This is a genomic window from Microbacterium sp. NPDC057407 (assembly GCF_042803895.1).
Classification (GTDB): Bacteria; Actinomycetota; Actinomycetes; order Actinomycetales; family Microbacteriaceae; genus Microbacterium.
Window position 1 is genome coordinate 347,181 of sequence record NZ_JBHVCA010000002.1, and the last position, 25,814, is coordinate 372,994.

A 25,814-nucleotide genomic window follows, 5' to 3' on the forward strand; every position below is an offset into this window, starting at 1 on the left:
CGGATGACGGATGGAGAGGTCTGCGGGCCCCGGGCGAAGCCGAGGCATCCCATCATTCTACGTCAGCGGCGGGACGGAACGCGCAAGGCCCGCGACTTCCTCCGCGGCTCGGGCGACGTCGTCGTTCACGACCCGGTAATCGAACTCGCCCTGGGAAGCCAGCTCGGTCTTCGCCGTGCGCAGGCGACGCGCGCGCTCCTCGTCGTCCTCGGTGCCGCGCCCGACCAGGCGATGCACGAGCTCGTCCCAGCTCGGCGGGAGAAGGAACACAAGTGTCGCGGAGGGATCCGCCGCGCGCACCTGCCGCGCGCCTTGCAGGTCGATCTCGAGCAGTGCCGTGCGCCCCTCGGCGAGCACTCGCTCGATGGGCGCGCGAGGGGTGCCGTATCGGTGGGCGTTGTGGACGGTCGCGTACTCGAGCAGCTCCCCTGACGCGATCAGCCGATCGAACTCGGCGTCATCGACGAAGTAGTAGTGCTCGCCGTCCACCTCGCCCGGCCGGGGTGCGCGGGTGGTCGCCGACACGGAGAGGTGGATCTCGGGGTGATGCTCCTTGATGTGCGCGGCCACCGTGCCCTTCCCGACGGCTGTCGGCCCCGCGAGCACCACGAGCCGGCTCCGTTGGGGACGCGGCTGGGTCTCGGGCCAGCGTTCGTCGAGGAACCGCGCCAGCAGGGTGCGCTGGCGCACGCCCAGGCCGCCGAGGCGCTTCACGGGCGAGATTCCCAGCTCGCCGAGGATGCGATCGCGCTTGCCCTCGCCGATGGCGGGGATCGCCGTGAGGAACTCCGTCACGCGCATCGCTCCCGCGGCCGAATCCGGGCGCTCCAGAGCACGCCGCAGCAGCTCCTGCGGCGTGATGACCCGCATCGCGACGTCCTTCTTCAGACCCGCCCGCTCGCGGCGCGCGGCGACGGCCCGACGGGATGCCGCGACCCGGTCGACCTCGGGCGGTGTTCGCGATTCAGCCACGGTCGCCACCGTACATCGCAGCGCGCTCCCGGATCCGCTCGGCGATGCCGCCGGGCCCCGCCGACAGGATGCTTCGGCTCTCCGAAGCGATCACCTGGGGCGCCGCCGGCCCGAACAGACGGGCGAGCTCGCCGGGTTCGGCGCCCTGCGCGCCGAACCCGGGCGCAAGGATGGGCGCTCCCCGCAGCGCGGCGTCGGTGAGTCCGAAGGCGGCCCGGTCGACTGTGGCGCCGACCACCAGACCGATCGGTCCCAGGCTGCCGTCGAAGGCGGGCGAGGCATTCCAGACGCCGACGTCGCGGGCGATGCGCTCGGCGACCGTATGGCCGTCGGGTGCTTCGACGTCGACCACCTGTGCGCTCTGCAGCGCGAACGCCTCCGGGTTGCTCGTCGCCGCGAGAACGAAGGCGCCCTTGTCGTTGCGGATCGCCGTGGTGAGCGTCGCACGCAGCGATCCGGTGCCCAGGTACGGGCTCACGGTCACGGCATCAGACTCGAGCGGTGAGCCCGGCTCGAGCCACGCGGCGGCGTAGCCGTCCATGGTCGAGCCGATGTCACCCCGCTTGGCGTCGGCGATGACGATCAGCCCGGCCTGCCTCGCCGCGTCCAGCACGGCCTCGAGTGCCACGAAACCGGCGGAGCCGTAGCGCTCGAAGAAGGCGACCTGCGGCTTGACGATGCCGACCGTGCCCGCCGCTGCCTCGACCACCCTCAGCCCGAAGAACCGGGCGCCGTCGGGTGAGGCATCCACTCCCCACTCCCTCAGGAGCGATTCGTGCGGATCGATCCCGACGCACAGCGGGCCGAACGTGGTCAGGGCCTTCTCGACCCGTGCTCCGAACGACGTCACGCGCGCGCCACCCGCTCACCCGCGTACTCCTGGAGGCTCTTCACGGCGAAGCCCTCGCGGAGGACGGGCAGTGCGCTCACGGCTGCGCCGAGGACGGCCATCGTGGTGAACAGCGCCTTGTCGGCCGCCACGGCCGCCGCGCGGATCTCGTAGCCGTCGGCACGGGCGCTTCCCCCCGAGGGGGTGTTCACGACGATGTCGATCTCGCCGGCATTGATGAGGTCGACGATGTTCGTCTCGCCGGTCTGCTGCGTCTCGGAGTACTTCCCCACCACGCGCACCTCGATTCCGTTGCGCGAGAGGATCTCGGCGGTGCCCTCGGTGGCCACGAGATCGAACCCGAGCTCCTGCAGGCGATGCGCGGGCAGGATCACGGCGCGCTTGTCGCTGTCGGCGACCGAGATGAAGACGGTGCCCTCGAGCGGCATCCCGCCGTAGGCCGCCTCCTGCGACTTCGCGAAGGCGGTCGGGAAGTCGCGATCGATGCCCATGACCTCGCCCGTCGATCGCATCTCGGGACCGAGCACCGAGTCGACGGTCTGACCGTCGGCGGTGCGGAACCGCTTGAACGGAAGCACCGCTTCCTTCACGGCGACCGGGGCATCCAGCGGCACCCGCGATCCGTCGTTCTCCGGCAGCAGTCCCTCGGACTTCAGCTCGGCGATCGTGGCGCCCGCCATGATCCGGCTCGCCGCCTTCGCGAGGGGGATCCCCAGCGCCTTCGAGACGAACGGCACCGTGCGGCTGGCGCGAGGGTTGGCCTCGATGACGTACAGCACGCCGGCGGAGATGGCGAACTGCACGTTCAGCAGCCCGCGGACCCCGACACCCTGGGCGATCGATCGCGTCGCCTCGCGCACGCGATCGATGTCGGTGCGGCCGAGGCTGACCGGAGGCAGCGTGCAGCTCGAGTCGCCGGAATGGATGCCCGCCTCTTCGAGATGCTCCATGACCCCGCCGATGTAGAGCTCATCGCCGTCGAACAGGGCGTCGACGTCGATCTCGATCGCGTCGTCGAGGAAGCGGTCCACCAGAAGCGGCAGGCCCGGGCCGATGATCGCCTGGTCGGCGATGCGCACGAAGTAGTCGCGGAGGGCCTCGGTCGAGTACACGATCTCCATGCCGCGCCCGCCGAGCACGAAGCTCGGCCGCACGAGCACCGGATAGCCGATCTCTTCCGCCACCGCGACCGCACCGTCGACGTCGATCGCCGTGCCGTTGCGCGGCGCCACGAGTCCCGCCGCGTCCAGCAGTCGCGAGAACAGCTCCCGCTCCTCGGCGAGGTCGATGGCGGCGGGCTTGGTGCCGAGGATGGTGTAGCCGGCCTCTTCGATGCCCTTGGCGAGCCCCAGCGGCGTCTGTCCGCCGAGCTGGCAGATCACGCCGAGGATCTCCCCCGAGCGCGACTCGGCGTGCAGCACCTCGAGCACGTCCTCGAGCGTGAGGGGCTCGAAGTACAGGCGGTCCGAGGTGTCGTAGTCGGTCGAGACCGTCTCTGGGTTGCAGTTCACCATCACCGTCTCGTAACCGGCCGCCGCGAGGGCGAACGAGGCGTGCACGCAGGAGTAGTCGAACTCGACACCCTGGCCGATGCGGTTCGGGCCCGAGCCGATGATGACGACCTTCGAGCGGTCCGACGGCGTCACCTCGGTCTCGAAGTCGTAGCTCGAATAGTGATACGGAGTCAGAGCGGGGAACTCCCCCGCGCACGTGTCGACGGTCTTGTAGACCGGCCGCAGATCGAACGAGTGACGGATGGCGCGGACCTCCGCCTCGCCGACACCGCGGAGCTGGGCGATCTGTGCGTCGCTGAAGCCGTGCTCCTTCGCCACGCGCAGGGTCGCGGCATCCAGTTCTCCCGCGGCGCGCAGGAACTCCGCCACCTCGTTGATCAGGACGATCTGATCGAGGAACCACGGGTCGATCTTGGTCGCTTCGAACGCCTGCTCCACGGTCGCGCCCTTGCGCAGAGCCTGCTGTAGCACCACGATGCGACCGTCGGTCGGGGTCTGAGCGACGTCGAGCAGCTCCGCGACGGAGCGGTTCTCGTCTCCCCAGTGGAAGCTCGAGCCGCGCTTCTCGAGCGACCGGAGAGCCTTCTGCAGTGCGGTGGCGTAGTTGCGCCCGATGGCCATGGCCTCGCCCACCGACTTCATGGTGGTGGTGAGCGTCGTGTCGGCGGCCGGGAACTTCTCGAAGTTGAACCTGGGCACCTTGACGACGATGTAGTCGAGCGTCGGCTCGAAGCTGGCGGGCGTGACCTTGGTGATGTCGTTCGGGATCTCGTCGAGGCGGTAGCCGATGGCCAGCTTGGCGGCGATCTTCGCGATCGGGAATCCGGTGGCCTTGGAGGCCAGAGCCGACGAGCGCGACACACGCGGGTTCATCTCGATGACGATGATGCGACCGGTCTGCGGATCGACGGCGAACTGGATGTTGCAGCCGCCGGTGTCGACGCCGACTGCCCGGATGATGTCGATGCCGATGTCGCGAAGTCTCTGATACTCGCGATCGGTGAGCGTCAGCGCCGGCGCGACGGTGATCGAGTCGCCGGTGTGGACGCCGACGGGGTCGACGTTCTCGATGGAGCAGACCACAACGGTGTTGTCGGCCGTGTCGCGCATGAGCTCGAGCTCGTACTCCTTCCACCCGAGGATCGATTCCTCGAGGAGGACCTCGCTGGTCGGAGAGTCATGCAGCCCCGCGCCGCCGATGCGGCGCAGATCGGCCTCGTCGTACGCGAACCCCGATCCGAGTCCCCCCATCGTGAAGGAGGGACGCACGACGAGCGGGTAGCCGAGCTTCTCGGCGCCGGCGAGCAGATCGTCCATCGAGTGGCAGATGACGGATGCCGCGACATCCGCCCCCGCTTCGATGACGAGCTCCTTGAAGATCTGCCGGTCCTCGCCCTTGCGGATGGCGTCGACCTTCGCGCCGATGAGCTCGACGTCGTACTTCTCGAGGATGCCACGGTCGTGCAGCGCCATCGCGGCGTTGAGCGCCGTCTGCCCGCCGAGGGTGGGCAGGATCGCGTCGGGCTTCTCCTTCGCGATGATCGTCTCGATGACCTCGGGCGTGATCGGCTCGATGTAGGTCGCATCGGCGAAGTCGGGGTCGGTCATGATCGTCGCCGGGTTCGAGTTCACGAGGATGACGCGGACGCCCTCCTCGCGGAGCACTCGGCACGCCTGCGTTCCGGAGTAGTCGAACTCGCACGCCTGTCCGATGACGATCGGACCGGAGCCGATGACGAGGACCGAGCGGATGTCGTCGCGCTTGGGCATTACTGGGAGGCCTTCTTCTCGAGGTTCGCGACCACGAGGTCGCGGAAGCGGTCGAACAGGTAGTTGGCGTCGTGGGGGCCGGCGGCGGCTTCGGGGTGGTACTGCACCGAGAACGCGGGGATGTCGAGCGCGCGGAGGCCCTCGACGACCTTGTCGTTGAGGCCCACGTGGCTGACCTCGATCCGCCCGTACCCGTTGGGGCTGTCGAACGCCCCCTCCACCGGCGCGTCCACCGCGAATCCGTGGTTGTGCGCGGTGATCTCCACCCGTCCGGTCTCCTTGTCGAGGACCGGCTGGTTGATGCCGCGATGCCCGAACGGCAGCTTGTAGGTGCCGAGCCCGAGGGCGCGACCGAGCAGCTGGTTGCCGAAGCAGATCCCGAAGAAGGGGAGGCCGTCGTCGAGCACGCCGCGGAGCAGGTCGACGTGCCCGTCCGAGGCGGCCGGGTCGCCGGGGCCGTTGGAGTAGAAGACGGCGACGGGATCGATCTTGCGGATCTCGTCGATCGTGACGTCCTGCGGCAGCACGTGCACGTCGAACCCCCGGGCCGCGAGATTGTCGACCGTCGCCTGCTTCACGCCGAGGTCGAGCACCGCGAGGTTGCCGATCCTCTCCCCCGTCGCCCGGGTCACTTCGGCGGCCGTCACCGACACCTGCGCAGACAGGTTCTGACCCGCCATCTCGGGCGCCTCCCGAACCAGGCGCAGCTGCTCGTCGGCGTCGATCGCCGCCGCGTCGCCGGAGAAGATGCCCCCGCGCATGCTGCCGGCCGAGCGGATGTGGCGGGTCACGGCACGTGTGTCGATGCCGCTGATCCCCACGACGCCGTCGTTCACGAGCGCGTCGTCGAGCGATTCGTCGGCGCGCCAGTTCGAGACGACGCGGGAGGGATCGCGCACGATGTAGCCCGACACCCAGATGCGTCGAGACTCCGGGTCCTCGCCGTTCATGCCGGTGTTGCCGATGTGCGGTGCCGTCTGGAGCACGATCTGTCCGGCGTACGACGGGTCGGTGAGCGTCTCCTGGTACCCCGTCATGCCGGTAGCGAACACCACCTCGCCGAGGGTCGTGCCGTGGGCGCCGTACGCCCGTCCGACGTGGCGGGTGCCGTCCTCGAGGACGAGGACCGCCGGGTCGTTCTGGAAGAGGGAGGTCATGCGTCAGTTCCCGTCTGGGTGGGGAGGATGCCCCGGACGGCGTCGGTGAGGGCGCGGGCCGAAGCATCCTGCGGGCGGAAATAGGAGTCGACGGCCACATCGGGGCCGCTGCGCCATGTGATGCGCACGAGGCCGTCGCGTTCGACGACCCGGTCGATCGCGACCGTGGCCTGCGCCACCTCGGTGATGCGATCGAGCGGGAGGAAGATCCGCGGCTGCCCGGTCAGGTCGACTGCCAGCCCGGCGTCGGTGACGGTGACGTCGGCTCGTGAGCGGAAGCCGAGGCCCTTCACGGCGAGTCTTTCGAGCGGCTCGCCGTGCTTGGTGGTCGCGACGTACAGGACGGGGAATGCGGCGATGGTTCGAACGTCGCTCGGAGTCTCGCCGAACGGAGCAGAGATGGCGTTGTCGCGGCGGACGCGGCGGCGCCACGCCCATACGCCCAGCGCGATGAGTGCCAGGGCGAGGGCGATGGTGATCAGCAGTGCGCCTTCGCGGCTCATGCGCGGACTCCTGGGCGGTCCAGGAGAACGCCGTCGGCGACGGTGGCGACGCCGCCGTGCACAGTCCAGCGGATCTCTCCGGGCAGCTCGCGTCCCAGGTACGGCGAGTTCACGCTTCGCCCCTGCAGGTCGTCGGTGCCGAACGTCCGCGAGGGCCGCGGGTCGTAGAAGGTGAGCGAGGCGGGCTGCCCCGCGGTCAACGGAGTGCCGTGTCCGGCCAGCCTGCCGATCCGCGCCGGCTCGCGCGACATGATCCTGGCCACGTCGGGCCAGGTGATGAGCCCGGTGTCCACCATCGACTGCTGCACGACGCGAAGGGCGCTCTCCAGGCCGACCATGCCGTTCGCGGCGGCCTGCCACTCGCACGCTTTGGCTTCGGCCGGGTGCGGCGCGTGGTCGGTGGCGACGATGTCGATCGTGCCGTCGGCAAGCCCCTCGCGCACCGCCATCACGTCCTCGTGGCGACGCAACGGCGGATTCACCTTGAACCGCGCGTCGTAGTCCCGGACGAGCTCGTCGGTGAGGAGCAAATGATGCGGCGTGACCTCGGCGGTCACATCGACGCCGCGCTTCTTCGCCCAGCGGATGATGTCGACCGACCCCGCCGTGGACAGGTGGCAGACGTGCAGCCGGGACCCGACGTGCTCGGCGAGGAGGACGTCGCGGGCGATGATCGACTCTTCGGCGACCGCCGGCCAGCCGGCGAGGCCCAGCTCGGCCGACACCGCGCCCTCGTTCATCTGCGCGCCCTCGGTCAGCCGGGGGTCTTGCGCGTGCTGGGCGATGACCCCGTCGAAAGCCTTCACGTACTCCAGGGCTCGACGCATGATGAGCGGATCCCACACGCAGAACCCGTCGTCGCTGAAGACGCGCACGCGAGCCCGAGAGTCGGCCATCGCGCCGAGTTCGGCGAGACGCTCGCCCTTCTGGCCGACCGTGACCGCCCCGATGGGCTGGACCGTGACGAATCCCGCGGCCTCACCGAGCGTCAACTCTTGCTCGACGACTCCGGCGGTGTCGGCGACGGGCGATGTGTTCGGCATCGCGAAAACGGCGGTGTACCCGCCGGCTGCCGCGGCGCGCGAGCCGGTGAGGATCGTTTCGGATGCCTCGTACCCCGGCTCGCGCAGATGCGTGTGCAGGTCGACCAGGCCCGGCAGCGCGACGAGCCCGTCCGCGTCGACGACGGTCGCGCCCGCGCGGCTCAGTCCGGGCCCGATCTCGACGAGCAGGCCGTCGTGGACGAGGATGTCGGCGGCGCCGGATCCCTCCAGGTGGGCTCCGCGGAAGAGCAGGGTCTCGCTCATCGTGTGCTCTCCTTCGCTGTGCCCGCCGGGGACTGGTCGCTGTGCTCCGCGCCCGCCAGGAGCAGGTAGAGCGCGGCCATGCGCACCGAGACGCCGTTCGCCACCTGCTCGAGCACTGTCGAGCGAGACGAGTCCGCGGCTTCTGCGGAGATTTCGAGGCCCCGGTTCATCGGACCGGGGTGCATGACAATGCTATCGGGGCGCAGCGCCGCCAGACGCCGGGCGTCGAGACCCCACCGGCGGGAATACTCCCGTTCAGTGGGGAAATACGAAGCGCTCATCCGTTCCAGCTGAATCCGCAGCATCATGAGCGCGTCAGGCCCGGCCGAGATCGCCTCGTCGAGGTCGTAGAGCACGCGAGCCGGCCAGGCGGAGACATCCTGCGGGATCAGCGTCGGCGGCGAGACCAGGGTGACCTCGGCTCCCAGCCGGTGCAGCAGCCACACGTTCGATCGGGCGACGCGGGAGTGCAGGATGTCGCCGACGATCGTGACTGTGACGCCGGCGAGGTCCCTGCCGCGGCTGTCGTCACCGAACCGGCGCTTGCGCATGGTGAACGCGTCGAGCAGCGCCTGCGTCGGATGCTCGTGGGTCCCGTCGCCGGCGTTGACCACGCCGGCGGTGATCCACCCGCTCGTGGCGAGCGTGCGCGGGGCACCCGACGCGCCATGCCGGATGACGACGGCGTCGGCGCCCATCGCCTGCAGCGTCTGGGCGGTGTCCTGCAGGGACTCCCCCTTCGAGACGCTGGAGCCTTTGGCGGAGAAGTTGATGACGTCGGCGCTGAGACGTTTCGCCGCGGCCTCGAACGAGATCCGGGTGCGCGTCGAGTCCTCGAAGAAGAGGTTGACCACCGTCTTGCCTCTGAGCGTCGGCAGCTTCTTCACCTCGCGTCGCTGGGTGTCGGCCATGTCTTCGGCGACGTCGAGGACGCGGAGCGCTTCTTCGCGAGTGAGGGTCTTGGTGTCGAGCAAATGCCTCATGACTCGATGGTCACCTCCTCGGCTCCGTCGACCTCGAGGAGCCGCACGTTGACGCGCTCGTCGCGAGAGCTCGGCAGGTTCTTGCCCACGAAGTCGGGGCGGATGGGGAGCTCTCGATGTCCGCGGTCCACCAGGGTCGCAAGCCGCACGGCCGCGGGACGGCCGATGTCTTGGAGAGCGTCGAGGGCGGCACGGATGCTGCGGCCGGAGAAGAGGACATCGTCGACGAGCACGACGGTCTTGCCGTCTACCCCGCCCGCCGGGATCTGCGTCGGGTGCGGGGCCCGGGTCGGGTTTCGGTGCAGGTCGTCTCGGTACATGGTGACGTCCAGTGCCCCGACCGGCACCGCTGCGGCGCCGAACTCGGACACCAGCGCAGCGACGCGGTTCGCGAGCGTGACGCCTCGAGTGGGGATGCCGAGGATGACCAGATTCTGCGGGCCCCTATTGGACTCGAGGATCTCGTGGGAGATCCGAGTCAGTGCCCGGGCGATGTCGGCCTCGTGCAGCACGGTTCGCGTGCTCATCCGCCGCTCCCTTCTCCGCCTCTCAGGACGGTGTTAAAGGTTGCTGTGGTTGTGGGCGAGTCTATCGGATCATCACGTGGCGGGCCGCCCGATCGTCACGGTCCGAAACGGCCCGGGAAGCGATGTTCACCGCAGGTGCTCGGCGGGCGTCGTCGACCAGAGCCGGCTCCCACGCCGCCGCCGGCCGGCGTTCCCGCGCGCGTTACTCCGCTTGCCGTTGCCCGTCAAGACGTTAGGAGGAAGCGCCCGGCCGGCGCGCACCATCAGGTCGTCGGCTACCCGGACGAGACGAGGTCTCCCGGAAGCCGACGACACCGACCGAACAAGGGAGATTCACGATGACAACGCAAGTGAGCAAAGCACTTCTGGTGCGCATCGAGGCGTTGCCGGGGAAAGAGGAAGACGTCCGCGACTTCCTCACGCAGGGGCAGTCGATCGTCGAGGGAGAACCGCGAACTGTCAGGTGGTTCGGATTCCAGTTCGGCCCGACGTCGTTCGGGATCTTCGACGCTTTTCCCGACGAGGAGAGCCGTCAGGCGCATCTGTCGGGTGAGGTCGCGAAAGCGCTCGGTGAGAACACGGGTGTGCTCTTCGGGACGCCCACGATCGAGCAACTCGACGTCGTGGCGGAGAAGGCACCCGTCTAGGGCGGGTGCCCTGCGGGGGTGTGAGGTGCAGAAGACCATGGAGCGGCGCGCGTTCGGGCCCCTCCCGCGTGACGTCCCCATCATCGGCCAGGGGACCTGGTACATCGACGACGCGCACCGGCCCACCGCGGTCGCGGCGCTGCGCCATGGCCTCGATCTCGGAATGACGCACGTCGACACCGCAGAGATGTACGGCGACGCCGAGATCGTGGTCGGTGAAGCGATCGCAGGACGGAGAGACGAGGTCTTCCTCGTCTCCAAGGTCGTGCCCGGCAACGCCTCGCGTGGCGGCACGATCGCGGCGTGCGAGCGCTCGCTGTCGAGGTTGCGGACCGACCGGCTGGACAGCTATCTCTTGCACTGGCCCGGCTCGCACCCGCTGGAAGAGACTTTCGCCGGATTCGAGGAGCTTCGTGAACAGGGCAAGATCCTGTCGTGGGGGGGTGAGCAACTTCGATGTTGCGGACCTCCAGGATGCCCTGGACGTCGCGGGCGAAGGGCGGATCGCGTGCAACCAGGTCTCTACAACCTCGGCGAACGCGCGATCGAGCACGCCGTGCTGCCGTGGTGCGGGGAGCATGATGTCGCCGTCGTGGCCTACAGTCCTTTCGGCCATGGCGACTTCCCGGGGCCCGGGACTCGGGGCGGTCGCGTTCTCGAGGAGATCGCGGCGAACCACGGCGCGACCGCGCGTCAGGTCGCGCTGCGTTTCCTGGTGCGGCATCCCGCCGTGTTCGCGATTCCCAAGGCCTCTCGTCCGGAGCATGCCGGTGAGAATGCGGATGCAGGCACTCTGGAGCTGACCCGGGCGGAGCTCAGGCGGATCGACGAAGCTTTCCCGCTCGGGCCGCGGCCCCGTCGGCTCCCGATGCTGTAGGCCCGGTCATGCGGCGGGCTGGGCGGGCTCCTGTTTCGCGTCGACGCGCGCCGCACGAATGGGGTGACCCTGGCTGGTCAGGCATCGACCGCTCGCGAGATCCCACTTCCAGTCGTGGAGCGAGCAGGTGAGCACGCCGTCTTCGATCTTTCCGGTCTTCGTCAGGTCGGCGCGAAGGTGCGGGCAGCGTCGCTGCACCATCCAGTCGCCGAGCTGTGCGTCCTCCGTCTGGTCGGTCTGCTCGGCGTACCAGTTCTCTACATACTCGATCCGGTCGCGCGAGAGGCACTTCAAGAACGTGGTGAGGAACTCGTTGAACTTGCCGCTGCGCCCGACCTCGAACTGCATCGAGAGGAAGATCGAGTTCGACCAGTCGATCTCATGGTCGGCGATGTTCGTCGAGACCAGGTCCGCGGGGATCGTGTACCAGTAGATGCATTCCTCCCCCGCGTACTCGCGCACCTTCGCCTTCGGGAAGTCCACGACCATGTCGAGCTCGCCGATGCGGAAGCGGACCATCCCACCGACTCCGTTGCGGACGGTCCGGGCGCGCCGCAACAGCGGCTCCCACCACTCCTTGATCGCCGCCAGCATCTCCTCAGGCGGCAGCACCGGAGCGCGAGAGGCTTCCTCGGCACGGATCTCGTCCTGACGGGAGTCGCGCTGCTCGGCGAGGTAGGACCACTTGTCGTCGAAGATGCGGTCGATCTCGGCATCCGAGTACAGGGTCTGCGTGACCGTGAGCCGGCCGCCGTCGAGCTCGACCACCGTCCCCGGCAGGAATTCGTAGCCCTTCTGCGCGGGACGCAGCTCTCGCATGTGGGCCAGGAACTCGCGCTGATCGGTGAAGATGGCGTCGCCGTCGAGGCCCCGCCCGTTGTACTTGAACAGCTCTTCGCGGAGGAACATCGGCGGCCCGGCCATCGGGAACACGTGCTCGGCGTCGACCTTCTCGATGTAGTACATCGCCCGCTTGTTCTGTGCGTCGCGCTTGAGCTTGGCGAAGTTCTGCTTCGAATCCTGAGGCAGGTCGTAGACCATCGGCCACCAGATCGCCCCCGACACCTGCGTGAAGTAGGCCTCGGGCTTCGAGAACGCCATGAGCTTCTCGAGGTCGAGCGGGTGCGAGTCGTTCTGATTCAGGATGCTGGCGGTGCCGTCGTCGACGCTCAACGACGAGTCGCCGATCGGGCCGTCACTCGGGGCGCGCAGGGGCGTGACCATGAGCTTCAGCGGTCCGAACTCGAGCGGTACGCCCGCCTGCGTGTAGACGATGTTGTCGTATCCGAGCTTGCGCAGATCCTGCTCGAGCTCGTCGGTCGGGTACTCGGGAAGGAGGACCTTGATGTCCTTCGGCACGTGCCTGTTCATCAAGGCAGGATCGAAGTGGTCGCGGTGCCGGTGCGAGATGTAGAGAAAGTCGGCCTTGCCGTACTTCTCCCAGTCGAGCGCCCGGTTGTCGGGGAACGGGAACCACGAGCCGAAGAACGTCGGTCCGATGACGGGATCGCACAGGATGCTGCCCCCCGCCGTCTCGATGAACATTCCGGCGTGGCCCAAGCCCGTGATGCGCATGCTCGCTCCTTCCTCGGCAAGTCTACGAGAGCGGTGGTCGGCGCCCGGGGTGCGCGCCGGCCGCCGCGCGATTCAGGAGGATCGCGCGATGCGCGCCAGCACCCCGTGCACGAACGAGCCCGAGTCGTCGGTCGAGAACTCCTTCGCGAGCTCCACGGCCTCGTCGATCGCCACCGCGGCGGGCACCTCGTCGTTGTAGAGGATCTCCCACACCCCGATCCGGAGGACGGCGCGGTCCACGGCCGGCATGCGCCCGAGCGACCAGTCCTTGGCGAAGGTCGTGATCTGCTCGTCGATCGCCTCGCGGTTGTCGATCACACCGTCCACGATCTCGCGCGCGTACAGCCACGAGGCCTCGCGTGCGGGTTCGTTCGCGGCCCGCTTGGCTTCGGCCGCCAGGACGACCGCGACGTCGTCGCCGCGGACGTCTGCCTGGAAGAGGATGTCGAGGGCGCGTTTGCGCGCCTTGCTCCGTGCGCTCAACGGTCAGCTGACGCGGCCGAGGTAGTCGCCCGTGCGGGTGTCGACCTTGACCTTCGTGCCGGTCTCGAGGAAGAGGGGAACCTGGATCTCGTAGCCGGTCTCGACGGTGGCAGGCTTCGTGCCGGCCGAGGAGCGGTCGCCCTGGAGGCCGGGCTCGGTGTACGTGATCTCGAGCACGACCGACGCCGGAAGCTCCACGTAGAGGGGGTTGCCGTTGTTCAGGGCGATCTGCACCTGCTGGTTCTCGAGCAGGAAGTTCGCCGCGTCGCCCACGGTGGCCGCGCTCACGGTGATCTGGTCGTAGTCCGCGACGTCCATGAAGACGAAGCCCTCGCCGTCGTTGTAAAGGTAGGTGAAGTCACGACGATCGACGTTCTCGAGCTCGACCTTCGCGCCGGCGTTGAACGTCTTGTCGACGACCTTGCCCGAAAGGACGTTCTTGAGCTTGGTTCGCACGAAGGCGCCGCCCTTGCCCGGCTTCACGTGCTGGAATTCCACGACGCTCCAGAGCTGCCCGTCGATGTTGAGGACGACGCCGTTCTTGATGTCTGCGGTCGATGCCATGGGTGTGGGAGGTCCGTTCGTGAGGAGAAGTGGCCGATCTCGGCCCGACAGTGCATTCTACGGGATGCGCATCCGCGGCTTCCGGCCGCGCCGTCGTCAGTTGTCGGTCTGGCCCGTGATCACGGCGATGAGACGCTCGGTGGCCGTCGCGTACCCGGCCACGCCTTCACCGACCACATGGACGATCGCGACATCGGCGATGTAGCTGTGGTGCCGGAACGGCTCGCGGCTCGCGACATCCGAGATGTGCACTTCGGCGACCGGAAGCGCGACCGCCGACAGGGCATCGCGCAGCACGACGGACGTGTGGGTGAGACCGCCCGGGTTGATGACGATGCCGCTGCAGTCCTCGCGCGCGTCGTGGATGGCGTCGAGCAGGACGCCCTCGTGGTTGCTCTGCACGGTCCGCACCTCGAAACCGCGCGCGGCCGCGGTGCGTGCGGTCAGCTCTTCGACGTCGGCGAGCGTGGCAGAGCCGTAGATGTCGGGCTCGCGCGTCCCGAGCAGGTTGAGGTTCGGGCCGTTGACGAGGAGCAGGCGTCGAGGCGTGGTCACGCCGTCACGCTACCAGCGCGCGGGAGCCGGATGCCTCCTCACGAACGGGCGTCCGTGCCCGTCTGCGCCGTGTCTTCCGCGTGATATTCGGCGAGGAGTTCGCGTTCGCGGGCCGCCTTCGGGAACTTCCAGAACACGAGGACGGCGCCGACGAGCACGGCGACGATGCCCGCGATGTAGGCCCAATCCTGCCCCTGGAGGAAGGATTCCTTCGCGGCCTGGGTGATCGCGTCGGCGTACTGCGGATACTGCTGCGCGATCGTCTCGGCGCTCGCGAAGGATTTGGTGAGCTGATTCTGGACGCTGGACGTCACCTCGGACGCATTCTGGGAGGCCCCGATCTGCGCGATCATCGAGGCCGCGTATCCCGCTGTGAGCAGGGCGCCGAGGATTGATTGCATGATGGCGCCGCCCAGATCCCGCTGGAGGTCGGCGGTTCCCGACGCCATGCCGGCTCGGCGCACGGGGACAGCCCCGGTGAGGGATCGCGAGGCGGGGGTGCCCGCGATACCGACCCCCGCGCCGACGAGCGCGTAGCCCAGTGCCACAGCCCAGTAGCCGGCGCCCTCGCGCCAGAGAAGAAGCATCGTCACGAATCCGAGCAGAACTGGAACGTAACCGAGAAGCATCGTGAATCGAGCACCGCGCGCCTCGACGAGCTTCGCCGACCGCGGCGCGAGCAGCACCATGAACGCAGCCGCGGGGAGGATCGCCGCGCCGGACTCGATCGTGGAGTATCCGAGGACGTTCTGAAGGAACTGCTGCCCGATGAACATCGCGCCCATCAGCGAGCCGAAGACGATGATGCCCGCGACCGCTGCCACCCAGAAGATCGGTCGCTTCGCCACAGCCAGGTCGTACAGCGGGTTGGCTGCCCGTCGCTGTCGCCACAGGAAGAGGAAGAGGGTGATGACGGTCACCCCCGCGAGACTCAGCACGAGCACCGTCGCGTCCGGGACGGTGGCGAAGTTGATCGCCACGATCATCGCGCCGACGAGCACCACCGAGAGGAGCCCGCCGAGGTTGTCGACCGGCTCGGTCGCCTCGTTCGCGTGCGCCGGGATGAATCTCAGGGTCATCGGCACAGCGACGACGATCAGCGGGATCGTCACGAGGAAGACCGAGCCCCACCAGAAGTTCTCCAGGAGAAGCCCGGAGATGAGCGGCCCGAGCGCGGAGATCGCCCCGCCCGTGGCCGACCACAGCGCGATCGACCGCGTGCGCGCAGCCCCCGACCAGAGAGCGGTGATGAGCGCGAGGGTGGTGGGATACGCCATGCCCGCGGCGACACCACCGATCACCCGCGCCGCGATGAGCACCTCGATCGAGGGCGCGAACGCCGCCACGAGACCCGCCGGCAGCGAGAGCAGGACGCCGATGAGAAGCATCCGCCGCCGGCCGTATCTGTCGCCGACCGCTCCGAGCCACAGGACGGAGGCCGCCAGCCCCAGCGAATAGCCGATCGCGACCAGATTGAGCTGCGTCTGCGAGGCGTCGAACGCCTTGCCGATGTCGGGAAGCGCCACGTTCGCGACCGCGAGCGGCAGGTTGGCCACCGCGGCCACGATGATGAGCGTGCCCAGCACGGCTCCCTGACGCGTCGGAGTCGTCGATGGGACGGTCATCGCGAGGGCCTCCTTCGATCACCGCCCCGCGAGGCGGCCGGTGCCCTCATCATGCCCGAACCGCCGTCCCTCTCCTGGGGTGATTTTGCGGCTGCCTAGCCCGCGACCTCCTGATAGGCGGCGAAGAGAAGCGACTCGTCGGGAGCCTGCAGGACCGTCGGCTTGGCGATGTCGTCCAGCACGATGAACCGCAGCATGCCGCCCCGGCTCTTCTTGTCCCGCTGCATGGTCGCCAGCAGCTGCGGCCATGCGCCCGCGCGATAGGTCGTCGGCAGACTCAGCAGGGTCAGGATGTCGCGATGGCGCTGGGCTGCGGCATCCGGAAGCCTGCCGGCCAGACGGGAGAGCTCTGCGGCGAACACCATGCCCACCGAGATCGCGGCGCCGTGGCGCCAGCGGTAGCGCTCGGCGTGCTCGATCGCGTGTCCCAGCGTGTGACCGTAGTTCAGGATCTCTCGGAGACCGCCCTCGCGGAGGTCATCCCCGACGACGCGCGCCTTCATGTCGATGGCGAGTTCCATGGAGCGTCGGAAGGCGTCGCTGCGGGGGTCGACCGCCGCCGCCGGGTCGGCTTCGATGAGGTCCAGGATCTCCGGGGCCCAGATGAAGCCGGCCTTCACGACCTCTGCGAAGCCGGCGACGCGCTCATTCGGCGAGAGCGTGTCGAGGAGATCCAGGTCGCAGAGCACCGCCCGGGGCGTCCAGAACGCTCCGACCAGGTTCTTCCCTTCGGCGGTGTTCACCCCGGTCTTTCCGCCGACGGCGGCGTCCACCATTCCGAGAACCGTCGTCGGCACCTGGACGATCTCGACTCCGCGCAGCCAGGTCGCCGCGACGAAGCCGGCCAGATCGGTCACGGCGCCCCCGCCGAATCCGACGACGGCGTCGCTGCGCGTGAAGTCGGCCTTGCCCATCACCTGCCAGCAGAACGCGGCGACCTCGATGCGCTTGCCCTGCTCGGCGTCGGGGATCTCGGCGAGGAGCACCTCTCGGTCGCCCACCAGCTGCAGCCGGAGCGCCTCGGCCTGAGCGGCGAGCGTCGGCGGGTGGATGACGAGCACCTTCCGCGAAGCCGGGGGGAGCGCGTCGCCGAGCGTGCTCAAGATGCCGCGTCCGACGGTGATCGGGTAGTCGGCGTCCCCCGTCACGCGGATGATGGTGGTGTCGCTCATGCGGTTCCTCCCTGTTCTGCTCCCGATGCCCACGCCACGATGCGGTCGACGACGTCTTGCATCGGGCCGCTGGATGTGTCGAACGTCACGTCGGCCAGCCGTTCGTAGACGGGACGCCGCGCCTCGTAGATCGCCCGCCAGCGCGCGGTCGGGTCTTCGCCCTGCAGCAGCGGCCGGCTGCTCCCCCGGACCCGGGTCGCCACCACCTTCGGCGCCACCGTCAACAGCACGACGCGGTGGTCCTCGAGATCAGCCTGCGTGCCGGGGTCGAGGACGGCGCCGCCACCGAGGGAGACGACACCCCCGGCTCGCAGCCCCTCGACCACGGCTTCGCGCTCGATCCGGCGGAAGTGGGACTCGCCGTGCTCCTCGAAGATGCGCTCGATGGGCCCATGTTCGCGCGCGATGGCGGCATCGGTGTCGACGAACGGCACGTCGAGCGCACGTGCAACGCGTTTGCCCACGCTCGACTTGCCGGCCCCCATCGGACCGATGAGGACGAGCGCGCTAGAGAGCGAGGTCATGCGCGGCGAAGGACGCGTCGCTCTCGGACGCCGTGCGCAGCGAGGACGGGATCGCGGCCAGGTACCCGTGCAGATTGCGCCGTGTCTCGCCCACGCTGTCTCCGCCGAACTTCTCGAGCACGACGTCCGCCAGGACCACTGCCACCATGGCCTCCGCGACGACCCCCGCGGCCGGGACGGCGCACACGTCCGACCGCTGATGGTGTGCCGACGCGGTGTCGCCGGTGGCCACATCCACGGTGCGCAGCGCCCGAGGAACGGTGGCGATGGGCTTCATGCCCGCGCGCACACGCAGCACGGTTCCGGTGGACATGCCGCCTTCGGTGCCGCCGGCGCGATCGCTCGACCGCGTGATTCCGTCAGCAGCGGCGTGCAGCTCATCGTGGGCCGCCGACCCGCGACGAGTGGTCGTGAGGAATCCGTCGCCGACCTCGACGCCCTTGATCGCCTGGATGCTCATCAGCGCTTGCGCCAGCTTGCCGTCCAGTCGACGGTCCCAGTGCACGTGAGAACCGAGGCCCGGAGGCAGGCCGTACGCGAGCACCTCGACGATGCCGCCGAGGGTGTCGCCGTCCTTGCGGGCGTCGTCGACCTCGGCGACCATTCGTTCGCTCGTCTCCCGGTCGAAGCAGCGCAGCGGATCGGCGTCGAGCGCTTCCACATCGTCGGGACCGGGGAGCGGCGCGTCGTCGGGGACGCGGACCGGGCCGATCGAGAGCGTGTGGCTGACGAGTCGGATGCCGAGCTCGGCCAGGAACGCACGGGCGACGGCGCCGAGAGCGACGCGTGCCGCGGTCTCCCGCGCGCTCGCCCGCTCGAGGACGGGACGTGCTTCGTCGAAGTCGTACTTCTGCATGCCGACGAGGTCGGCGTGCCCCGGTCGCGGGCGGGTGAGCGCGGCGCCGCGCCCCCGCGACTTCTCGGTCAGCTCGACCGGCTCGGGGCTCATGACCTCTGTCCACTTGGGCCATTCGGTGTTTCCGATGCGCAGCGCGATCGGGCTGCCGAGGGTGAGTCCGTGGCGCACGCCCGTGGAGATGGAGAGCTCGTCCTCCTCGAACTTCATCCTCGATCCCCGCCCGTAGCCGAGCTTGCGGCGGGCGAGGTCGGCCTGGATGGCGGCACGCGAGATCGGCACGCCGGCGGGGAGGCCCTCCATGATGGCGACGAGTTCTGGGCCGTGCGATTCGCCGGCCGTGAGCACGCGGAGCATTGGTCCAGTCTCCCACGACCGCGCGGGCGGTGACGTCACACCGGCTCGCCGAGGGCGGCCCGCATCGCCGTGAGCACCGCCGCCTCACGCCGCAGCGGAGACTCGACGTCGCCCGAGGTGAAGATCCGCACCTGGAGCACGGCCTGGTGCAGCAGCATCCCGAGCCCGGACACCGCGCGACGGCCCGCCCGCTCCCACGCCGCGGACAGGGTCGTCGGCCAGTGACCGTAGACGACGTCGAGGAGCAGTCCGCCGGCGTTCGCCAGGGAGGCTGCCGTGTCGGCGGGCAGCGCCGCGTCGCCCGGCAGGGTGGCGATCGTCACCGGCACGGATTCGTACGCCCCGGACGTGAAGGGTCGGCCGCTGACATCGATCCCCAGCAGCTCCCCTATTCGCTGCGGGTCGGCCACCGCCTCGGGTCGCCGGGCGACGACCTCGACCCGCTCCGCGCCCAGCTCGGTCAGGGCCACGAGCGCGGAGTTCGCGGTCGCTCCGGCGCCCACGATCCGGGCGCTCCGGAGATGGCTGACGCCCTCCTCGGCGAGGGCGCGGACGATCCCTCCGACATCGGTGTTGAAGCCCTGCGGACCACCTTCGGGATCCAGCAGCAGGGTGTTGACGGCTCGTGTCACCTCGGCTCTGCGATCACGCGTCGCCGCCGCCGCGTGCGCGACCCCCTTCAGGGGCATGGTGAGCGAAAGGCCCCGCCATGACCCGTCGAGACCGCTCAGCGCGCGCGGGAACGAGTCCTCATCGACGCGTCGCCTGTCGTACGTCCAGTCAAGACCCAGCTCCCGGTACGCCGCCGCGTGCAGCAGCGGTGAGCGACTGTGCGCGATGGGGTCGCCCCAGACCGCCAATCGCGTCGCGGAGGTCCTCAGCACCCGGCGTCCGGGTTCTGCGAGCACCACTCCTGCCACTGCGCGACGGCCCGGTTGTGATCGGCGATGTTCGTCGTGAAGACCGTCTCACCGGTGTTGAGGTTCACCGTCACGAAGTACAGCCACGGGCCTTCTTCGGGATTCATCGCCGCGCTGATCGCGTCGTCGCCGGGATTGGAGATGGGACCCACCGGGAGCCCCGGATTCACGTAGGTGTTCCAGGGGTTGGGATCGTTCAGCGCCTCCTCGGACGAGCTGACGGTTCCGTCGTGCATCTCGCCGTACCCGTATTGGGCCGTCGAGTCCATCTGAAGAAGGCCGAACGTCTCCTGGTTGTCGGGATTCAGCCGGTTCTGGATCACGGTCGCGACCTTGCGCATGTCGGCCTCGAAGCGGGCCTCGCGCTGGATGATGGACGCGATCGTGAGGATCCGCTGGCGATCGTCGGTCGGCACACCCGCGTCGTCGAGAGACTGGACGGTGCGGTCGACCATGGTCTGGATGACCCCCTGCGCCGAGACACCCGGGTCGAAGGTGTAGGTCGCCGGGAAGAGCCAGCCCTCGAGCGAGTCCGCCTGAACGCCGTATGCCGCGGGGTCGGCGACGGCGGCTTGGAGATCTTCGAGCGGAATTCCGGTGCCCTCCGCGAGGAGCGGCAACGATTGCTCGACGGTGAGCCCTTCGCGCAATTGCGCGGTGTTCTCCATCTTGTTGGCGGGATCCAGCAGGGCCTCGAGGGCCGCCTTCGAGGTCATCTGCTTCTGCAGCTTGAAGACGCCGGGGACGAACGGAGGGTTCTGGCCGGTCTCGATGAGGTAGTCGTAGAACGCCTCCGGCGTCTTGGTCACCCCGGCGTCGTACAGCGTCTGCGAGATCGGGGAGCCGGTGTCGCCCTGAGCGACCGTGACGAGGGCCTCGCCGTTCGCCATTCCCGCCTCGAAGTCCTTCGGCTCCTCCCACCCCATGAGCTCGCGGATCTGCTCCTCGTACGTCGTCCAGACGTAGACGGCGCCTCCGGCGATGCCGCCCAGGATCAGCAGCACAACGCCGAGAGCGATCCATCCCCCGATGCGCCGCCGGCGCTTGTTCTTGGGGGGAGGAGGCGCGCCGAGTTCGTCGGTCGTGGACTCGCCGCTGAACAGCGCGTCGAGGGTGCCCGCGCGAGCCGCGCCGTCGGGCCTCGGGGCCGCGGCCGTCGACGTGCCCTCCACCGTGCCGCTCCGGCTGTACCGCGCTTCGCGTGCGGCGCCGGCGCCGACGAGCCAGTCATCCCCCGGCCCGTCCGCGCGGGCGTCCTCGGAGAGGGTGGGCGCTGACCCCGGCTGCGCCGCGCTCACCGGTGCTGCGGCGACCGGCGCGGCTGCGACCGGTTCGGTGGCGAAGGGAGAAGAGGCCCGAACGGCAGAGGCCGGGGCGGCAGAAGTCGCCGGGGAGGACGGCGCGGCGGTGGGCACCGTCGGCAACGCGGCTTCGTGAGCGGCCGCTCCCCCGCCGTCCGTTCCCCGCGCTGCAGCCTCCCGAGCCGCGCGTCGGGACAGGGGCGCACCGGCCGCCCCGGCCGGAGTCGATACGCCGTCGCTCGGCCTGCCGCCCTCAGCAGACGGAGCCTCGCCGCTCTCGTGTTCGGGCGAGCGAAGCCGACGGTCTCGTGGGTCGGGGAGCTTGCCGAAGAGATCCGCGAACGGATCGTCCATCGAAGATTCGGGCATGTCAGGCGGGCTCCAGGGGGACGGGTGTTCCGGGCGGGTGACCGGTGCTCTTCTCGACGTCGAGGGCCTGCTGGAGCAGCACGACCGCGGCGACCTGGTCAACAATGCTACGAGAAGATCGCTGTGATCTGCCGGAATTGCGGAGCGCCGCGTGCGCCGAGACGGTGGACAGGCGCTCGTCCACGAGCCTCACCGACGCCGTCGAGGCGCCCGCCAGAGCCTCGGCGAACGCACGTGCGTCGGTCGTCGAAGCGGTGTCCTCACCCCGCAGATTCAACGGGAGGCCGACGAGGATCTCGATCGCGGAGTGCTCTTCGGCGAGGGCTGTCACGCGAGCCAGCGTCGCGCCGTCCCGCGGGACGGTCTCGACCGGAGTCGCGAGAAGACCGTCCGGGTCGCAGCGCGCGACGCCCACGCGTGCCCGGCCCACGTCGATGCCGAGCCGCACTCCGCGGCGGAATCCGCTCACGCTCGCAGCGCGTCCTTCACCGCGTCGAGCGCCGAAGGCAGGGCCGAGGCATCCGTCCCGCCTCCCTGCGCCACGTCGTCGCGTCCGCCTCCGCCGCCGCCGAGTGCCGTGGCCGCAGCCTTCGCGAGCGCGCCCGCCTTCGCTCCCCCAGCCCGCGCGGCCTCGTTCGTGGCGACGATGACCACGGGTCGGCCGCCGATCTCGGCCCCGAGGGCCACGACTCCGGCCTGGCTGCCGAGGCGCTCGCGCACCTGGAGTGCGAGCGATCGGACATCGTCGGCGGATGCCGCGGTCCCGACCGACTCGGCAACCACCAGCTGCGCGCCCACCGGCGTCGCCGCGGCGACGAGAGCGGGGATGCGATCGCCCAGGGCCTTCGCTTCGAACGACGCGATCTTCTTCTCGGCTGCCTTCAGGCTGGCCGTGAGCTCGGCGATGCGCGCCGGGAGCTGGTCACGCGGCGTCTTCAGCGTCGACGTCAGCTGCGATACGATCGCCCGCTCCGCCGCGAGGGACCGGAACGCGTCCAGCCCGACGAGCGCTTCGACACGTCGGTTGGATGCGCCCACCGAGGACTCGCCGACGAGGTTGATGAGCCCGATCTCAGCACTCGTCGACACGTGGGTTCCGGCGCACAGCTCGCGCGACCAGGGGCCGCCGATGTCGACCATGCGCACGGTGTCGCCGTACTTCTCCCCGAACAGCGCCATGGCGCCGAGTGACCGCGCCTCGTCGAGCGGGAGCACGCGCGTCGTCACCTCGAGATTGTCGCGGACGGCGTTGTTGGCGATCTCCTCGATCTCGCTCTTCGTCGCGTCGGAGAGGGACTGACCCCACGTGAAGTCGAAGCGCATGTATCCGGCGCGGTTCAGCGAACCGGCCTGAGTCGCGCTCTTGCCGAGCGTGTCGCGGAGCGCGGCGTGGACGAGATGCGTGGCGGAATGCGCCTGGCGTGCGGCTCTCCGATTCGCCGCGTCGACGATCGTCGTCGCGCGCAGACCGACCGCGACCTCGCCGGTCGTGACCTCTACGGTGTGGCTGATGAGTCCCGCGACCGGCTTCTGCACGTCGATCACGTCGAGCTCGTAGCCCGGCCCGACGATCACACCCTTGTCGGCGACCTGACCACCGGACTCCGCGTAGAGAGCGGTCTCGGCGAGGATCACCTCGGCGATCTGCCCCGCCGCGGCGCGGTCGACGGAAACGCCGTCGACGAGGATCCCGAGAACGGAGGACTCCGTCTCGAGGTCGGTGTAGCCCGTGAACACGGTCTCGCCCGCGGCACGGAAGTCGCGGTAGACGCTCGTGTCGGCGAGCTGGCGCTTGCGCGACTTCGCGTCCGCCTTGGCGCGCGCGCGCTGCTCCTGCATGAGCGTGTCGAACGCCGCGCGGTCCACCGTGAGTCCGGCTTCCTCCGCGATCTCGAGGGTGAGGTCGATCGGGAAGCCGTAGGTGTCGTGCAGCAGGAACGCCTCCGAGCCCGGGATGGTGGTTCCCCCGGCTGCCTTCGTCTGCACGAGCGAGTCGTCGAGGATCGATTCGCCGGCGGCCAGCGTGCGAAGGAAGGTCGCCTCCTCCGCCAACGCGTACTGCGAGATGCGCGCGTAGTCGGCCTCGACCTCGGGATAGGCGTCCTTCATGGCATCGCGGGAAGCGGCGAACAGCTCGGCGAACGTGGGACCTTCGACGCCGAGGAGGCGCATCGAGCGGATGGCGCGGCGCATGAGACGGCGGAGGATGTATCCGCGGCCGTCGTTGGCGGGGGTGACGCCGTCCGCCATGAGCATCAGCGATGACCGCACATGGTCGGCGACGACTCGGAACCGGACGTCGTCTTCGTGGTCGGCGCCGTAGGTGCGCCCCGACAGAGCGACCGCCCGATCCAGGACCGGGCGCACCTGGTCGGTCTCGTACATGTTGTCGACGCCCTGCTTGATGAAGGCGATGCGCTCGAGTCCCATGCCGGTGTCGATGTTCTTCGCCGGCAGCTCGCCGACGATGTCGAAGTCGTACTTCGACTGGACATTCGTGATCTCGTACTGCATGAAGACGAGATTCCAGATCTCCACGTAGCGGTCGTCGTCCGTGGCGGGCCCGCCGTCGATGCCGTACTCGGGTCCGCGATCGAAGAAGATCTCGGAGCACGGCCCCGCCGGACCGGGCAGACCCGTGCTCCAGTAGTTGGTGTCCTTGCCGAGGCGCTGAATCCGCTCCTCGGGAAGGTCGGTCAGGCGTCGCCACAGATCATGGGCTTCGTCGTCGTCCTCGTAGACGGTGACCCACAGATCCTTCGGATCGAAGCCCAGACCGCCGTCGGCCTCGGAGGTGGTGAGGAGCTCCCACGCGTAGCGGATCGCCCCTTCCTTGAAGTAGTCGCCGAACGACCAGTTGCCCAGCATCTGGAAGAACGTGCCGTGCCGAGGAGTCTTGCCGACCTCCTCGATGTCGTTCGTGCGGATGCACTTCTGGTTGTCGGCGGCGCGCGCGTAGGGGGCCGGGACGTCGCCCGACAGATACGGGATGAACGGCACCATGCCCGCCACGGTGAACAGGAGTGCCGGGTCGTCGGTGACGAGCGAAGCAGACGGCACGATGGTGTGCCCGTTCTTCTCGAAGTAGGTCAGGAAGCGCTGCGCGATCTCGGCGGTCTTCATCGGGTCCTCGCATGTGCGCGGCCCACTCCCCCATCACCGGGGTCGCAGGGGCCGCTGGTCAGTCGGTGAGCTTGGTGGCCGCGTCGGCGGCCGAGTCGACGGCGGCGGATGCTGCGGAACGGGCCGTCTCGACGGCGTCGGCGGCGGCGCCCTTGACATCGTCCACGAGACCGGCCATGCGAGCTTCCTGCTCGCGATACGCGTCGCCGATCCGGTCGGTGAACTCGCTGATCCGGGCATCGACCTCGGCCAGGATCTCGTGCCCGCGCGGGTCTTTGTTCACGAGGTGAGCGATGACGAAACCACCTGCGATGCCGACCAGGAACCACAGCACGTTCTTCATGTCACCACTTCCTCGCGGGCCGCCGGACGCGGCATCCCTCCATCGTAGGCGGAAACGACGGAGGGCGCCGGGATACCCGGCGCCCTCCGCGCGGATCGGGCGGCGTGTCTCGATACACCGCCTGACGGCGGCACTCGACAACCGACGACGTCGCGTGCTGACGATGGAACGTCAGCGCGCGGCGTAGTACTCGACGACGAGCTGGACGTCGCAGACCACGGGAACCTCGGCACGCTTGGGGCGACGCACGAGACGCGCCTGCAGCTTGTCGAGCTCGACCTCGAGGTACGCGGGGACCGGGGGCAGGACGTCGGCGTGACCGCCGGCGGCCGCGACCTGGAAGGGCTCGGTGCCCTCGCTCTTCGGCTTGACGTGGATCAGCTGACCCGGCTTCACGCGGAAGGACGGGCGGTCGACGAGCTGGCCGTCGACGAGGATGTGACGGTGCACGACCATCTGGCGCGCCTGCGCCGTGGTGCGGGCGAAGCCGGCACGGAGCACGAGTGCGTCGAGGCGCATCTCGAGCTGCTCGACCAGGTTCTCACCCGTCAGGCCCTGCGTGCGGCGGGCTTCGTTGAACTGGATGCGGAGCTGCTTCTCGCGGATGCCGTACTGCTCGCGCAGACGCTGCTTCTCGCGCAGGCGGACGGCGTAGTCGCTGTCGGCCTTGCGCTTGGTGCGCCCGTGCTCGCCCGGAGCGTAGGGGCGCTTCTCGAGGTAGCGCGCGGCCTTCGGGGTGAGGGCGACGCCGAGCGCGCGGGACAGGCGGACCTTGCGGCGGTCCTGGGACTTCGTTGCCACGAAGTGTTCCTTTCGATGACGCGGCCGTGACGATCACGGCTCGCGGACGTATCCCCGGATCCCGCCTTCCAGGACGCACGTCGGGGCGACCCGGAGGTTGTGAAAGGAGGTGGGGATGCCCGAAAACTCGGTCTCGAGC

The 25,814-nt window shown here is 69.2% G+C and carries 23 protein-coding genes and 1 pseudogene; 2 read left to right on the forward strand and 22 right to left on the reverse strand.

The genetic code is table 11. The annotated features are described in order from the left end of the window. Window positions 1–57 precede the first annotated feature (57 nt). From gmk to pyrR, 8 genes and pseudogenes are all read right to left on the reverse strand, one after another. Window positions 58–972, reverse strand: a complete 915-nt coding sequence (gene gmk, locus ACFUTX_RS06505; protein WP_378861623.1) for a guanylate kinase — start codon at window positions 970–972, stop codon at window positions 58–60. Further along, window positions 965–1,822: an orotidine-5'-phosphate decarboxylase gene (gene pyrF / locus ACFUTX_RS06510; protein WP_378861626.1), complete on the reverse strand. Its 858-nt coding sequence runs from the start codon at window positions 1,820–1,822 to the stop codon at window positions 965–967. Before pyrF ends, gmk begins: the two co-directional genes overlap by 8 nt. Continuing rightward, complete coding sequence (gene carB, locus ACFUTX_RS06515) at window positions 1,819–5,106, reverse strand: carbamoyl-phosphate synthase large subunit (RefSeq protein WP_378861629.1); 3,288 nt, start codon at window positions 5,104–5,106, stop codon at window positions 1,819–1,821. Before carB ends, pyrF begins: the two co-directional genes overlap by 4 nt. Beyond that, complete coding sequence (gene carA / locus ACFUTX_RS06520) at window positions 5,106–6,263, reverse strand: glutamine-hydrolyzing carbamoyl-phosphate synthase small subunit (RefSeq protein WP_378861633.1); 1,158 nt, start codon at window positions 6,261–6,263, stop codon at window positions 5,106–5,108. Before carA ends, carB begins: the two co-directional genes overlap by 1 nt. Further along, on the reverse strand, window positions 6,260–6,766 hold the full coding sequence (locus tag ACFUTX_RS06525) for a hypothetical protein (RefSeq protein ID WP_378861636.1): 507 nt from the start codon (window positions 6,764–6,766) through the stop codon (window positions 6,260–6,262). The genes carA and ACFUTX_RS06525 overlap by 4 nt, the downstream gene beginning before the upstream one ends. Continuing rightward, complete coding sequence (locus ACFUTX_RS06530) at window positions 6,763–8,073, reverse strand: dihydroorotase (protein ID WP_378861639.1); 1,311 nt, start codon at window positions 8,071–8,073, stop codon at window positions 6,763–6,765. Before ACFUTX_RS06530 ends, ACFUTX_RS06525 begins: the two co-directional genes overlap by 4 nt. Further along, a complete protein-coding gene (locus ACFUTX_RS06535; protein WP_378861642.1) occupies window positions 8,070–9,056 on the reverse strand; it encodes an aspartate carbamoyltransferase catalytic subunit in 987 nt (328 codons plus the stop codon). The genes ACFUTX_RS06530 and ACFUTX_RS06535 overlap by 4 nt, the downstream gene beginning before the upstream one ends. Further along, window positions 9,053–9,586: pseudogene (gene pyrR / locus ACFUTX_RS06540) on the reverse strand (bifunctional pyr operon transcriptional regulator/uracil phosphoribosyltransferase PyrR); the annotation flags it as partial. The gene ACFUTX_RS06535 and the pseudogene pyrR, both read right to left, overlap by 4 nt. A 347-nt stretch (window positions 9,587–9,933) precedes the next feature. Here pyrR and ACFUTX_RS06545 point away from each other — a divergent pair. Then, window positions 9,934–10,230, forward strand: coding sequence for a putative quinol monooxygenase (locus tag ACFUTX_RS06545; RefSeq protein WP_378861644.1), 297 nt, complete (start codon window positions 9,934–9,936; stop codon window positions 10,228–10,230). Window positions 10,231–10,267: 37 nt separating this feature from the next. Continuing rightward, complete coding sequence (locus ACFUTX_RS06550; RefSeq protein WP_378862866.1) at window positions 10,268–11,107, forward strand: aldo/keto reductase; 840 nt, start codon at window positions 10,268–10,270, stop codon at window positions 11,105–11,107. Window positions 11,108–11,113: 6 nt separating this feature from the next. Here the strand turns inward: ACFUTX_RS06550 and ACFUTX_RS06555 are convergent, their stop codons facing one another. From ACFUTX_RS06555 to rpsD, 14 genes are all read right to left on the reverse strand, one after another. Beyond that, window positions 11,114–12,682 (reverse strand): Rieske 2Fe-2S domain-containing protein, encoded by a 1,569-nt coding sequence (locus ACFUTX_RS06555; protein WP_378861646.1) that lies wholly within the window; start codon window positions 12,680–12,682, stop codon window positions 11,114–11,116. A gap of 72 nt (window positions 12,683–12,754) precedes the next feature. Beyond that, window positions 12,755–13,165: a transcription antitermination factor NusB gene (gene nusB / locus ACFUTX_RS06560; protein ID WP_378861649.1), complete on the reverse strand. Its 411-nt coding sequence runs from the start codon at window positions 13,163–13,165 to the stop codon at window positions 12,755–12,757. 3 nt (window positions 13,166–13,168) lie between these two features. Further along, window positions 13,169–13,729: an elongation factor P gene (gene efp, locus ACFUTX_RS06565; protein ID WP_378861652.1), complete on the reverse strand. Its 561-nt coding sequence runs from the start codon at window positions 13,727–13,729 to the stop codon at window positions 13,169–13,171. A gap of 96 nt (window positions 13,730–13,825) precedes the next feature. Beyond that, window positions 13,826–14,284, reverse strand: a complete 459-nt coding sequence (gene aroQ, locus ACFUTX_RS06570; protein WP_378861655.1) for a type II 3-dehydroquinate dehydratase — start codon at window positions 14,282–14,284, stop codon at window positions 13,826–13,828. Between the two features lie 38 nt (window positions 14,285–14,322). Next, window positions 14,323–15,909: an MFS transporter gene (locus tag ACFUTX_RS06575; protein ID WP_378861657.1), complete on the reverse strand. Its 1,587-nt coding sequence runs from the start codon at window positions 15,907–15,909 to the stop codon at window positions 14,323–14,325. Between the two features lie 95 nt (window positions 15,910–16,004). Further along, window positions 16,005–17,081, reverse strand: a complete 1,077-nt coding sequence (aroB, locus tag ACFUTX_RS06580) for a 3-dehydroquinate synthase (RefSeq protein ID WP_378861660.1) — start codon at window positions 17,079–17,081, stop codon at window positions 16,005–16,007. Further along, the gene (locus ACFUTX_RS06585) at window positions 17,078–17,605 is read right to left on the reverse strand and encodes a shikimate kinase (protein ID WP_378861663.1); all 528 of its coding nucleotides are present in this window, start codon (window positions 17,603–17,605) and stop codon (window positions 17,078–17,080) included. Before ACFUTX_RS06585 ends, aroB begins: the two co-directional genes overlap by 4 nt. Next, on the reverse strand, window positions 17,589–18,818 hold the full coding sequence (aroC, locus tag ACFUTX_RS06590; protein WP_378861666.1) for a chorismate synthase: 1,230 nt from the start codon (window positions 18,816–18,818) through the stop codon (window positions 17,589–17,591). The genes ACFUTX_RS06585 and aroC overlap by 17 nt, the downstream gene beginning before the upstream one ends. Before the next feature lie 35 nt (window positions 18,819–18,853). After that, complete coding sequence (locus ACFUTX_RS06595; RefSeq protein ID WP_378861669.1) at window positions 18,854–19,702, reverse strand: shikimate dehydrogenase; 849 nt, start codon at window positions 19,700–19,702, stop codon at window positions 18,854–18,856. Then, a complete protein-coding gene (mltG, locus tag ACFUTX_RS06600; RefSeq protein ID WP_378861672.1) occupies window positions 19,696–21,036 on the reverse strand; it encodes an endolytic transglycosylase MltG in 1,341 nt (446 codons plus the stop codon). Before mltG ends, ACFUTX_RS06595 begins: the two co-directional genes overlap by 7 nt. Window positions 21,037–21,409: 373 nt before the next feature. After that, window positions 21,410–21,877, reverse strand: a complete 468-nt coding sequence (gene ruvX / locus ACFUTX_RS06605) for a Holliday junction resolvase RuvX (protein WP_378861675.1) — start codon at window positions 21,875–21,877, stop codon at window positions 21,410–21,412. Then, window positions 21,874–24,531, reverse strand: a complete 2,658-nt coding sequence (alaS, locus tag ACFUTX_RS06610; RefSeq protein ID WP_378861678.1) for an alanine--tRNA ligase — start codon at window positions 24,529–24,531, stop codon at window positions 21,874–21,876. Before alaS ends, ruvX begins: the two co-directional genes overlap by 4 nt. Before the next feature lie 58 nt (window positions 24,532–24,589). Then, window positions 24,590–24,874, reverse strand: coding sequence for an ATPase (locus ACFUTX_RS06615; protein ID WP_378861681.1), 285 nt, complete (start codon window positions 24,872–24,874; stop codon window positions 24,590–24,592). Window positions 24,875–25,045: 171 nt separating this feature from the next. Beyond that, window positions 25,046–25,675, reverse strand: coding sequence for a 30S ribosomal protein S4 (gene rpsD, locus ACFUTX_RS06620; protein ID WP_378861684.1), 630 nt, complete (start codon window positions 25,673–25,675; stop codon window positions 25,046–25,048). Window positions 25,676–25,814 lie beyond the last annotated feature (139 nt).

What these genes read in the sequence shown, in the direction of transcription:
- ACFUTX_RS06550 (WP_378862866.1), top strand. Translation starts at nt 10,268, where the DNA reads ATGGAGCGGCGCGCGTTCGGGCCCCTCCCGCGTGACGTCCCCATCATC.
- ACFUTX_RS06615 (WP_378861681.1), bottom strand. Translation starts at nt 24,874, where the DNA reads ATGAAGAACGTGCTGTGGTTCCTGGTCGGCATCGCAGGTGGTTTCGTC.
- ACFUTX_RS06585 (WP_378861663.1), bottom strand. Translation starts at nt 17,605, where the DNA reads ATGACCTCGCTCTCTAGCGCGCTCGTCCTCATCGGTCCGATGGGGGCC.
- aroB (WP_378861660.1), bottom strand. Translation starts at nt 17,081, where the DNA reads ATGAGCGACACCACCATCATCCGCGTGACGGGGGACGCCGACTACCCG.
- ACFUTX_RS06555 (WP_378861646.1), bottom strand. Translation starts at nt 12,682, where the DNA reads ATGCGCATCACGGGCTTGGGCCACGCCGGAATGTTCATCGAGACGGCG.
- efp (WP_378861652.1), bottom strand. Translation starts at nt 13,729, where the DNA reads ATGGCATCGACCGCAGACATCAAGAACGGCGTCGTCCTCAACATCGAC.
- alaS (WP_378861678.1), bottom strand. Translation starts at nt 24,531, where the DNA reads ATGAAGACCGCCGAGATCGCGCAGCGCTTCCTGACCTACTTCGAGAAG.
- ACFUTX_RS06530 (WP_378861639.1), bottom strand. Translation starts at nt 8,073, where the DNA reads ATGAGCGAGACCCTGCTCTTCCGCGGAGCCCACCTGGAGGGATCCGGC.
- ACFUTX_RS06535 (WP_378861642.1), bottom strand. Translation starts at nt 9,056, where the DNA reads ATGAGGCATTTGCTCGACACCAAGACCCTCACTCGCGAAGAAGCGCTC.
- ACFUTX_RS06575 (WP_378861657.1), bottom strand. Translation starts at nt 15,909, where the DNA reads ATGACCGTCCCATCGACGACTCCGACGCGTCAGGGAGCCGTGCTGGGC.
- carA (WP_378861633.1), bottom strand. Translation starts at nt 6,263, where the DNA reads ATGACCTCCCTCTTCCAGAACGACCCGGCGGTCCTCGTCCTCGAGGAC.
- carB (WP_378861629.1), bottom strand. Translation starts at nt 5,106, where the DNA reads ATGCCCAAGCGCGACGACATCCGCTCGGTCCTCGTCATCGGCTCCGGT.
- ACFUTX_RS06525 (WP_378861636.1), bottom strand. Translation starts at nt 6,766, where the DNA reads ATGAGCCGCGAAGGCGCACTGCTGATCACCATCGCCCTCGCCCTGGCA.
- aroC (WP_378861666.1), bottom strand. Translation starts at nt 18,818, where the DNA reads ATGCTCCGCGTGCTCACGGCCGGCGAATCGCACGGCCCAGAACTCGTC.